Source organism: Armatimonadota bacterium, assembly GCA_013314775.1.
Classification (GTDB): domain Bacteria; phylum Armatimonadota; class Zipacnadia; order Zipacnadales; family JABUFB01; genus JABUFB01.
On record JABUFB010000008.1, the window covers coordinates 794,831 to 806,262 of the forward strand.

Genomic DNA, 11,432 nt, shown 5'->3' on the forward strand with positions numbered 1-11,432 from the left:
TCTATGGCGCACCAGATACCCGTGACGAACCAGAATCCACGCCAGGCCTCGTGTTTCGTGCGCCACAGGCCGACTACGGCCGCCACCAGCCACACAACTGACCAGATGATCAGTTGCAGCGCGATGACCAGTCCGGGGTGCTCCCACAGCGGGTTCGCCACGATGCTCACTCCCGTCAGGCCTGGTGCCGCGTGCTGCGCCTTGCGCTGAGCAGTCGCAGGTAGATGCCGGGCAGACGGCAGGCCTTGGCCAGTTGCGGTACCTGCGCCCTTCGCGAGAAAACATCATAGCCCTGGCGCTCGATCTGTCCCAGTATCCCGGCGTACAGCTCCGAAGCGGCAGCGATGGCGAACTGCCCGTCGGCTGACAGCATCGGGATACCCGGCCGCGCCTCGGAGTACAGGCGGCGCGCCCTGTCTATCTGGAACCGCATGAAGCGCCGCCAGTTTTCGTTCACGACCCCCTGTGCAAGGTGCGTCTCGTCGATTCCGTAGGCGTTCAGTTCGTCCTGGGGCAGGTAGATACGGCCCATACCGTAATCCTGCGCGACATCCCGCAGGATGTTCGTCAGTTGCATGGCGATCCCAAGCTTGAGCGCATACGGGGCCGCCTCTTCCCCACTGAAGCCGATGATCTTCATGCTCATCAGCCCCACCGTCGAGGCCACCCCATAGCAGTAATCCACAAGGTCATCGAAGGAGCTGTAGCGCGTCTGGTGCAGATCCCGGGAGACGCTCTCAATCAGTTTGGCGGGAAGCGTATCCGGTATCCTGTACTGGGTCCGCACATGGGACCATGCCAGCAGCACCGGGTGGTCCGGCGGGGGAACCGGCGCAGCCACGGCGTCCCGCCAACTGCGCATCCTCTCGGCCGCGTCGACACCCTTCTCATCGACGATATCATCCGTGGACCGGCAGAATGCATAGAGAGCGCGCACTGCGCGGCGTTTCTGCGCGGGTAGCAAGGCGCTTGCGAAAAAGAACGTCCGGCTGTGCTCGAAAGTGATCCGTCGGCATACCGAGAAGGCCAGTTCCAACTCTGCGGGCGACGCGGACACGGCCGGCGCGTGGGACGTTCCCTGCAGTGACGATAGCGCCTCCGCCGTCAAGCGGTCCTCCCACTCAGCTTGCATCCGTCTCGTGCACCTCCGATCGCTCTACGGGGCCAGACCCAGATCACGCAGGATGCGTTCCGTAACCAATCGCGCGGACAACAGTACCAGTGGGAGCCCCGTTCCCGGGTGGGTGCTCGCACCGGCGAAGTAGAGATTGCGGAAGCGACTGTGCCGATTGTGAGGGCGCAAATACCCTACCTGCAGGAAATTGTGACTCAGGCCGAAGGCAGAACCCTTCACGAGGTTGAGCTCGCGCTCGTAGCTTTCAGGCGTCATCGTCGCCTCGAAGTCGATGCGCCGGTCGACGTCCGGCACACCGACACGTTCGAGGCCTGAGAGCACTGCCTCGCGCGCCCGAGCCTGCATCGCAGGCCAGTCTTGCCCAGCCTGGCTGTCGAGATGCCCCACCGGGACCAGCACCGTAAGCGCGTCGCCCCCGGGGGGAGCGGTGGCCGGGTCAGACCTGCTGGGAGCGGCCACGTAGAAGGATGGCTCATCGGGCAATGAGTGCTCCCGGAATATCCTGTCGAAGGATTCGCGATAGCGGTGTTCGGACAGAAACACGTTGTGGTGCAGAAGCGCGGAAGACCGTTCGCCCTTCAGCCCCCAGTAGAACATGATGGCAGACGAGGTGTACTGCTTGGCGGCCAGTCGGGCCGCACTGCCGTCGTCCGGGAGGAGATTTGCGTACACGTAGGGCAGGTCGGCAGTGGCCACAACGAGGTCCGCCGACAGAGTAGCTCCCGCCTGCGTCATGACTCCCTCTGCGATGGTGCCGGAGACGAGTATGCGTGAGACAGGAGTATCGAACTCGAATCGGACCCCGAGGGATCGCGCAACTGCAGCCAGGGCTTCGACCACCCGGTAGATCCCGCCTTCAGGGAACCAGACGCCTTCGGCGATCTCGCTGAACTGCAGCAGCGCGTAGGTCGCCATGGCGGCATAGGGACTGAGACCCAGGTACATGTTCTGGAAGGAGAAGGCGGCTCTGAGACGCGGGTCACGAAAGTGGCCGGCGACGAAAGGAAAGTGCTTCTGGAGCGCTCTGAGGCGGAACATTAGCGGCAGGTTCGCCGGGCTGAAGTAGTCCAGCAGTGTGAAAAAGTTCCTGCCCACGAACCGCTGAAGGGAAGTCTCGAGGAATACATCCCCCGCCGCGAGGAACTGCAAGAGCCTGGCGAATGAGCCGGCCTCGATGCTCTGCATTTGCTCCCGCATATGCACCATGTCCGAAGTGATATCGAGAGCGCCGCCCGTGCTGAAGTGCACCCTGTAGGTGGGGTCTACGCGCAGCAGCTTGAGGTGATCAGTGACATTCTCCCCGAGCGCGGCGAAAGTCTCCTCAAAGATCGGCGGCATGAGGTACAGGGTCGGCCCGGTGTCGAAACAGTACTCGCCGGACACCAGGCGACCACAGCGTCCACCCGGCGCCTTCAGCCGCTCCAGCACCGTAACTTCGAACCCACGAGCCGCCAGTCTGGCAGCAACACTGATTCCCGACAGCCCTGCGCCTATGACAACAGCCTTCGGCATGCAGGTCATACCTCCTGACGCACCCGGGCCCCAGCTCGAGAGGAGTTCCGCATCAGTCGGAGCATACCTCTCGGTGCGTCCCTCAGGGCGTTGTCGGGGCCGTGCGGCGCCAGGCATGAGAGAGCGGTTCGACCGGACATTCCCTGCGCGCCGCGTGTTAGCGATAGCCGCTCGCGTCAATCCGTCTCCAGCGCTGCCTCCCCCTCTATAGCATCCTGCGCCTCAATTCGTCCGCGCGGCTGCGGATCGCGCGCGATACGTCCTGCGGCAGCCGGGCCGCGTTCCGCAGCTGCAGAGCCATGCGCGGGTTTTCCTTCAGCGCAGGCCCGTTCCTCAGCAGGAAGTCCCAGTAGAGGGTGGTGAACGGGCAGGCATCTTCACCTGTACGCTCACCGGGCCTGTACCGGCAGGTCTTGCAATAGTTGCTCATGTGCTGGATGTACTTGCCGGAGGCGGCGTAGGGCTTGGATGCCATCAGGCCGCCATCGGCATATTGTGACATCCCATACACATTGGGGAGCTCGACCCACTCGACGGCGTCCACGTAGATGGCGAGATACCACTCGTGCACCCGCCGCGGCTCCACTCCGAGAAGCAGCGCGAATAGCCCGGTCACCATCAACCGCTGAATGTGATGCGCATAGCCGTACTCCAGTGTCTGGCCGATGACCTCACGCAAACAGGCCATCTCGGTATCCCCAGTCCAGTAGAACCTGGGCAGAGGTGCTTCGGCATTGAGTGCGTTGCGGTCGAGATACCCGGGCATGAACCGCCAGTAGATGCCCCGGACGTACTCGCGCCAGCCGATGATCTGGCGGATAAACCCTTCCACCGAAGGGAGATCGGCTGCGCCGGCGTCGAGTGCATTTTCCGCAGCCGCCACCGCCTCCCGGGGGTCGAGCAGTTTCAGGTTCATCGCCGCGGACAGCCGCGAATGGTACAGGCAGGGCTGCCCGGTCCACATGGCGTCCTGGTAAGGTCCGAAGAAAGACAGGCGGTTGGCGACGAAATCCTGAAGCGCCGCGGACGCTTGATCCGGCGTTACAGGCCAGTCGAACCGGTGTAGACTCCCCGGGTGGTCGCTGAACCGCTGCGTCACCAGTCGGATGACATCGCGCGTTGTTTCATCAGGGGGAAAGCCCAACGGGTCTGGAACGTTTTCGGGCCCCGACTCACCGAAGGCAGATCGGTTCTCCGTATCGAAGTTCCACTGTCCTCCTCGCGGCCCGTCGCCTTCCATCAGAGCGCCGGTCCGCCGCCTGACCTCGCGATAAAAGTACTCCATACGGAGCTGCTTTCTGCCCTCCGCATGGCGGTTGAAATCATCCAGGGAGCAGATGAAGTGGCGATCGGGGCGTACCTGCAGGTCTACACCCGCCTCTCGGACGGCCGCCAGGAGTTCCTCGCGCACCCTCCATTCCCCGGGTTCGGCCATCACGACGCACCGCGGTCTGAGATCCTCGATGGCGCGGCGCAGTTCCCCGGAAAGCGTGCCCGTATTGTCGGGATCGGTAAGATCGCTGTAACGGACCATGATGTCACGCGCACGCAGGGAGTCCCTGAAGTGTCGCATGGCACTGAGGAAGAGAGCTATGCGCGCCTTGTGTGACCACACGTGGACGGCCTCCCCGGATGCTTCTGCCATCCAGACCGCGTCGCGGGACCGGTCGAATCCGTCAAGTGCCGGGGACGCCAGGGAGAGCTGATCTCCCAGGACGATCACCAGGTTACGCAAGGGCGCGGGGGCATGGGGGATCATCCAGTCGCTCCCTCAGTGGAAAAGCACTGCGTTCCGCGCTTCGTCAATCAGCGTGTCTCACCACGACAATGCCGAGGAAGCCGTCGACGGTCAATATGTCTCCCGTTTGGATCAGCTCGGTAGCGTCGGGCACGCCAGTCACGCAGGGCAGGCCGTACTCCCGGGCGATAATGGCGCCATGTATGAGCATCCCGCCTCGTCGCTCGACCACGGCGCAGCAGACGGGGACGACGAAGGTCATATTGGGGTCAATGGCGTCGCAGACCAGCACATCGCCTGCCTCAACCTTGAACAGGTCTTCATTGGTGCGGATGACTCGCGCAGGCCCGGTGGACACACCGGGTCCTGCAGGCTGTCCCGTGAGTTGGCGCGGCCTGATTGCCACCCGCGGGGCAGGTGCGATAGCGGATGCCGTCTGTGGGACGAAACCCGGGTCCAGCAGCGCGGAGGCCACGTCGGCGTCCGCCACAGCACTCGCCCCAGGGGTCCCACGACCCGCAAGTCGCCGGCGCCCCTCCATAATGGCCGCCGAAACCTGCGCCTCCAGTCTCCCCAGGTACACATTATCATCGTCACGCAGGCGGTAGCTCGACCGGGCAAGGTCCAGCAGTTCCAACGCCCATGGACGCTGATCCTCAGGCAGGGAATCCAGGAAACGGCTCTCGAGTGTCTCGCGGGACGGGGAATCCGGCCCCCGCCGGTCGGGCTGAACCCGCGAGGCCTGAAGCGCCAGCCGGGCGATCCGTGTGGTGTCGGCGCCCGCCTGGCTTTCTGCCGGCAAAACCAACTGAGCCAGTTCAACGATCATCCGCTGGACGGGCAGCGGGAGTTCGGCGCCCTGTTCGATCATTCCGGCAAGCGCTGGATTCTGCCGGATCGCATCCGCGATCTGCTCCAGCAGGGCATTTCGCTTCACGCTCTCCATCTCACCTGTCTGAAGCAATGCAATGAACTCGAAAGGGTCCTCGGGCCGCACCGCATCATTGTAGACCTGCCCGAACAGCCTCGCGCCATGGGCGTACGGGATGAAATGCTCCCAGTAGGTATCCGTCCAGTGACGCGCAAGGGCTTCCCTGCGCTGTATCTCCCGAGCGAGTGAAGCGTCGTCAAGACTTGCGAGATCGATCTGCGCCAGGGCCCTGCCTTCTTCGATGAGCGCAGGAATCAGTTCGCCTTCGACGCGCTGGCGCAATATCTTCAGATTATCGAAGCTGCGCCGCAGGCTGAGATGCCACGCCTTGCTCTCATCTGCGGCCTCGCCGGTGGTGATTGGCCGTGACTGCAGCACATGAAGGACGCCACCGCGTACCGTCCATTCCACGTCCTGTGGGCTCCCGAAGAGCGCCTCGGCCCGCAGCGCATGATCCAGTACCAGCGTGAGTTCCCGTTCGTCGACGGGCGGCGAGGCAGCTTCTCGGGCGGAGAGCGGGACAAGCTCGACCCCGCGCTCTGAAGTCCGCATAGCGCTCTCTCGTCTGGGCTGATGATGGCTGAGCACGCGTCGCGAGGCACGATCCAGGAACCAGCGATCCGGCTCAACGGTACCGTCCACCAGTCCCTGGTTGAGGCCGTACACAGCTTCTACGATGGCCCGTCCGGCATCTTCCGGGTCACGGCTGAAACACACCCCGGAAGCCTGCCCTGCAACGATCTCCTGGATCACCACCGCCATCGCGCTGTCAGCCACGTCAAGACCCAATTCCTTGCGATACAGCAGCGCACCGTCAGACCACAGCGACGCCCAGACCAGGCGGATATGCTCCAGGATACTGTTGGCGCCGCGCACATTCACGTACGACTCGTGGAGCCCGGCGAATGAGGTGCCCTCGGCATCTTCTGCCAGGGCAGAGGACCGGACAGCGGCAGGCACTGCGGAGAATACCTGTGCGATGCCCCGAGCGATCTCTTCATACATACCTGCCGGCATCGGCGTGCTCAGGAACATGCTGCGGATGCGCAGGGCAGCGTCCCACATCTCCTCCCAGCGCATGTCTTCGAAACTCTTGCGGTTCAGTTCCAGCAGGATGCGTTCTCGCAGACCCGTGACGGTTACATACTCGCGGTAAGCCTCGGCGCGAAGAACGAGAGCCGATGGCACGTTCATTCCCGCAGCATACATCCGCGCAAGCGCCAGGGCCTTGCCTCCCGCGTCCGGCGGATACTCTTCGGCGATCTGTTCCAGCGACATTAGCAGCTTCACGGTTCCAGGCGCAACTCCATCACGTGCTGGAATCGGGTCACAAGGTAATAGGTCTCGATACGCAGCGCAACAAGCTCGAAGGTGGGCGAAGACACGAAGTCTCTCAGGTGAGGGTGGCGCGCCAGGTACTTCTTGCGCAGAGCGATGTATTCCACTTCAGGCAGCTTGACCTCGCGGCCAACCGCTGTTGCCGCACAGGCCTCGTGGAAATCCGCGTCGGTGTTGCCGCGGTTATCAATGAGCACGGAGACACGGGGATCACTGGTGAGGTTTGCGAACTTCCGCGTGTTGCGTGAAGTCCCAAAGAGAATAGTGCGCATATCGTCTGACACGACGAAAGCCACCAGACTGCAGTACGGGTGCCCTTCGTGGCTGGTAGCGAGGACAGCCAGCGCCTGACCTTGGAGGAGCTCCTTCAGCTGTCTCCACGCGTCCTGTCTTGAATCCAACACTCTCACCTTTCGCGCCGAGATTGTGACGAACGGAGACCGCTGGCCGAGACAGTGTCTGCGGAATCTTCGCTTCCCGGGGGCATGTTGCCTTCCCTCTGTCTGTGCTCCATCGTCGGTTAGCTTGCGCTCCGTGGCTTCCGGTTAGCCAGGCAAGGGCACTTCCTCGCCTGTAGCTCGGAGAACCGGCATCTGCGCGTTGACACCGGCCAGGTACTCCCTCAACTCCTCGGCCAGATCGGCGCGAAGGCTGACCTTGTCGTCGGCCAGATTTCTCGTTTCGCCAAGATCGCCTGCCACGTCGAACAGCTCGTAACGCTGGTCCGCGTGGTAGTAGATCAGCTTCCAATCGCCCCGGCGGATGGTGCTCGAAGCCCCGATGCCGGGCCCGGTGGGTCCCCAGTTGTTGGGATAATGCCAGAAAAGAGAACGCTGCCCGGAAGGTTCATCGCCCCGCAGGAGTGGCGCGAAGCTCATGCCGTCCATTGCGCCGCCGGGTTGGGTATGTTGAGGAGCACCCGCCATCTCGAGAATGGTGGGGAAGAAGTCCTCGATAATGACCGGACTGTTGCACACCGTCCCGGCGCGTGTGACTCCCGGCCATCGGACGATCATCGGCTCCCGGATCCCACCCTCGTGAGCCGAACCCTTCCCACTGGACAGCGGCCTGTTGTGAGTATGCAGCTCGCCGCCGCGACCGTGAGCGCTCAGGCCACCGTTGTCGGACATGAAGAGCACAATCGTGTTGTCGGTGATGCCCCGGGCCTGAATGTTGTCCAGGATGTCCCCCAGCGACTTGTCCATTCCCTCCAGCAAAGCCGCATACTGGGCTTCGGTGTAGTCCAGACCCGCGTCGAGATAACGCTTTATGAACCGCTTGTCTTCGGCGAACGGCACATGCACGGCGTAGTGGGACATGTACAGGAAGAATGGCACGCCGTCGGCCACGGCCTGATCCATCTGCCGGTTCGCCTCGATGGTGAGGGCCTCGGTGAGGAAGATGTCCTGGCCGTGGTACTGGTCAAGGCCGGGGACATCCCATACATGCCCGCCACCACGCCATTGGGCGCTGAAGTTCTGAGTGCCGAGGTAACTGCCAGGACCGCCCGCGGCGTGTCCTGCGATATTGATGTCAAAGCCGATGTTGAGCGGGTCTGCGCCGGGCGTGTCGAGAGCACCAAAATGCGCCTTCCCAACATGGATCGTCCGGTACCCCGCCTTCCCGAGCAGCGCTGGGAGAGCTGTCGCATGCACCGCGCGCTCCATCGAGGGGTCTGGACTAAGACCGTTCGCGTTCCAGTCGGGGATGATCAGGTCAGGGTGCTCCGGGTCGGTGTTCCTGTTGCGGTGAAGCGTCCAGTTGGTGACGCGATGGCGCGCGGCATTCAGCCCCGTCATCAGAGATACCCGGCTGGGCGAGCAAACGCAGCATGCGTAGGCCTGGGTGAATTTGACGCCGCTGTCGGCCAGGCGCTCCATATTGGGCGTGTGGTAGCGGTTGTTGAATGGGGTGCGCCTCTCGTGGAACGGCAGGGATGTGTCCTGCCAACCCATGTCGTCCACCAGAAACAGCACAATATTCGGCGGCATCGCTCTCTCCTCACGATTTCCAGCGTTAGCTGCCGTAGCCTGTGCGCCGAAGGCTGGCCCCGCTGCGGCTCCCCCGGCCGCCAGCGCTCCCAGGCGAAGTAACTCCCGACGGGTCATGGTCGGCCTGCTCATACTTGCGCTCCGGCCGCAGTCGGGCAGAAGTGCACGATGGAGTTCCATTCGTTGGTTGTAGCGTCCTCATCGTCAAACCGGTCACGGTGGAAGCGACTGCACCTCGATACTCAGGGCGCGGAATTACGGTCTCGCACGTGCCGCGCGGAGAATAGACCCGCAGTGCGCCAAGGCCGCGTGTGCGGCGCCGCTACCCGCCTTCGGGATAGCGCGGGGGCCACTGCAACTCGTTCAGCACGCCCCTGGCTGACCGCACCAGCGGCTGCGGACCTTGCACCGAACTCTCCATCGCGAAGGTCAGCAGGGAGCCGAGCATCGGCGCCACGTAGCGCTGCAGACGGCCGTACTTCCCGCTGCACAGATGCACGAAGGGTGTACGGAGTTCCCGCCTCAGCAGGACCGTCGTCCGGAATGCCTCAACCACCTCGTCCTCGGTGTCCGCGCGCACAACGATCTTCGGGATGTCCGCACCACGCGACACAAAATCACTCAAGTGCTCGAGGATTTCCTCACTGTTGAGGAACTCGTTCGGGGCATGCGAGGACATGATCACCTCGGCTCCCCTGGAGTGGACGCGGTCGATCAAACGCTTCTGCTTCTCAATCGCCTTCTGGTCGCGGGTACGCTCACGAGGCGCAGGATCGTGCAGATCGCCCATGATGTCGCACGCGGCGGCGCCTGCGTCTACGGCCAGCAGCAGCAAATCAGCGCGGGCATCATCGTCCATTATGTCAGCGGCGAGATTGCCCGAACGGTAGCATAGCGGCATCATCGGCCGTCCCGTGCAGTGAAAGACGCGCGAGAGTTCCTCAAGTGTGAGCCTGTCCCGCTCCCAGGATGCCAAGTTCACCGCGAAGGCCTCAGCGCCCTCGTGTTCGCATTTCAGAATACTGGCGATGGTCGCTTCCGGCGTTGCTGCCTCGATGATGGCCGCGAGACAGGGTGACTGCAGCCGCAGGAACGATGGTCGCATCGGTCCACTCCTTCAGTCCTGGTTCTGGAAATCCCACGTGAACTCGGGGTTCTGGGCCTTGATCACCTGGATGATGCGGCTCACCTCCAGGGCTTCGGTGTTCGCGACGGGAAATGGCACATTCTCGCGCACAGCCCGGTACAGATGTCGAGCGGTCTCAATCTCAACGTGGACCCACATGTTCGTATCGGGCTGGACCGCGTGCGTCTCGTCTCGCCAGGGAAGCTCCGTATCGCTCCAATGACCACCGTTTAGGGGCGGCGAACCGGTGCCGGCGGTGGCTTCGGGGAAGTCGAAGCCCGGTTCGAGATAGCGCAGGCGAATGCGCCGCTCATCCTCGCAGAGCAGGCTTCCCCGGCTACCGTAGACGGTGCAGAAGGCGCCGGGGAGGGCCACATTGTTGCTGATCTCCAGATCGACGACGGTCCCGTTCTCGCCGGTCAAGATGACTTTCACGTGGGTCTCCGCATCTCCGATGGCATTGACGGCCTTCAGATTGCCCCAGATGTCTCTTACCGGGCCGCCGATGAACTGCAGAGCATGGTCGATAATGTGGGACCCCCAGTTGTTCAACTGCCCGCCACCGTAACGCAGATAGGCCTGCCAGTCGGCCCGGCGCGAGAAGTTATGGTGGCGGCACAGCTTGACCTGTATGATCTCACCAAGGATGCCGCTGCGGACGATCCCGAAGATCTGTTGCATCGCCGGTTCGAAGCGATGATTGTGCAGGAAGAAGAGCTTTCCGGGGTAATTCCGGTCAGCCTGGCGCAACTGCTCGATTTCGCTGAAGGACTGGGCGATGGGCTTCTCCAGCAAGACGAGCTTGCCGGCGGCAAGGGCTTGCAAGGCGTTGTCCACGTGGGTCATTGAACGCGTTGCGATGATCACAAGCTCGACGTTGGGATCCGCGAGCAGGTCTTCGGCGTCGGTGTAACCCGCACAATTGTACCTGGCCACCAGCCTGTCGACCTTCGCTTGTTCGATGTCGCATCCTGCCACAACTTCGAACATCCCGGTCTGAGCCGCAAATTGCTCCACATGCACAAACCCGATCCGCCCCAACCCCCATGCTCCCAGTTTGATTGCTGACATATCTGGGTCTCCCATAGATCAATAGTTCACTTGCCGGCCAGCGCACGGTGTTGCGAGACCTCAAGCTGCGAGCCCCGTGTCTCTCGGTGGCCCGCGCCTTTAGCCAAGCACAGGTGTGACGAGCCCCTGTTCGCTGACGAGACGGCCGTCAGATAAGGCCGAGACCATTTGCCGTCAGTTCATTCTTGCGCGGACGGATGACCGGCTCATTCAGCACACATCCGGCCGGCAAGTGGCGCTGACCCACCGCGGCGAGTTCAGCCGCCGATTTGCGCTCCAAAGCACCCAGGACGGCCCGGTCCTTATCGATGACTTGCCTCAATTCAGCGATATCCCCGTGTTCACGCAAGACGCTAAGGTCTCCACGCAGAGTGAAACCGGCACACCCTGTGACAGGTTGCCAGGCGGCAAGAGCTCGATGGGGTCTATGCAGGGTGCTATCCCGATTCAGCCCTGGACGTGACCCCACGAAACGACTCCAGCGACGGTCATACCTGCGAGGGATATCGCGGAGAGCCGGTTGCGAGCAAGCGGGTCAATTCATCTCCTTTGCACACATCCGCGGCCGCCGCTGCCGCGAGAGAGTCCCA

General features: G+C 62.8%; 9 protein-coding genes. All 9 read right to left on the bottom strand.

Annotated features, from left to right (window positions below; all coding sequences use genetic code 11):
• Window positions 1-175: 175 nt before the first annotated feature.
• The 9 genes from HPY44_10265 to HPY44_10305 all read right to left on the bottom strand — a co-directional run bounded on the left by HPY44_10265 (window position 176) and on the right by HPY44_10305 (window position 11,191).
• Complete coding sequence (locus tag HPY44_10265; GenBank protein ID NSW56390.1) at window positions 176-1,132, bottom strand: phytoene/squalene synthase family protein; 957 nt, start codon at window positions 1,130-1,132, stop codon at window positions 176-178.
• A gap of 24 nt (window positions 1,133-1,156) precedes the next feature.
• On the bottom strand, window positions 1,157-2,647 hold the full coding sequence (gene crtI, locus HPY44_10270; protein ID NSW56391.1) for a phytoene desaturase: 1,491 nt from the start codon (window positions 2,645-2,647) through the stop codon (window positions 1,157-1,159).
• Between the two features lie 205 nt (window positions 2,648-2,852).
• Window positions 2,853-4,406 (bottom strand): cryptochrome/photolyase family protein, encoded by a 1,554-nt coding sequence (locus HPY44_10275; GenBank protein NSW56392.1) that lies wholly within the window; start codon window positions 4,404-4,406, stop codon window positions 2,853-2,855.
• A 43-nt stretch (window positions 4,407-4,449) separates the two neighbouring features.
• Window positions 4,450-6,606, bottom strand: coding sequence for a hypothetical protein (locus tag HPY44_10280; GenBank protein NSW56393.1), 2,157 nt, complete (start codon window positions 6,604-6,606; stop codon window positions 4,450-4,452).
• The gene (locus tag HPY44_10285) at window positions 6,603-7,055 is read right to left on the bottom strand and encodes a pyridoxamine 5'-phosphate oxidase family protein (protein ID NSW56394.1); all 453 of its coding nucleotides are present in this window, start codon (window positions 7,053-7,055) and stop codon (window positions 6,603-6,605) included. The genes HPY44_10280 and HPY44_10285 overlap by 4 nt, the downstream gene beginning before the upstream one ends.
• Before the next feature lie 144 nt (window positions 7,056-7,199).
• Window positions 7,200-8,762, bottom strand: a complete 1,563-nt coding sequence (locus HPY44_10290; GenBank protein ID NSW56395.1) for a sulfatase — start codon at window positions 8,760-8,762, stop codon at window positions 7,200-7,202.
• 205 nt (window positions 8,763-8,967) lie between these two features.
• On the bottom strand, window positions 8,968-9,750 hold the full coding sequence (locus tag HPY44_10295) for a type I 3-dehydroquinate dehydratase (GenBank protein ID NSW56396.1): 783 nt from the start codon (window positions 9,748-9,750) through the stop codon (window positions 8,968-8,970).
• A 12-nt stretch (window positions 9,751-9,762) separates the two neighbouring features.
• A complete protein-coding gene (locus tag HPY44_10300) occupies window positions 9,763-10,842 on the bottom strand; it encodes a Gfo/Idh/MocA family oxidoreductase (GenBank protein NSW56397.1) in 1,080 nt (359 codons plus the stop codon).
• A 148-nt stretch (window positions 10,843-10,990) separates the two neighbouring features.
• On the bottom strand, window positions 10,991-11,191 hold the full coding sequence (locus HPY44_10305) for a hypothetical protein (GenBank protein ID NSW56398.1): 201 nt from the start codon (window positions 11,189-11,191) through the stop codon (window positions 10,991-10,993).
• Window positions 11,192-11,432 lie beyond the last annotated feature (241 nt).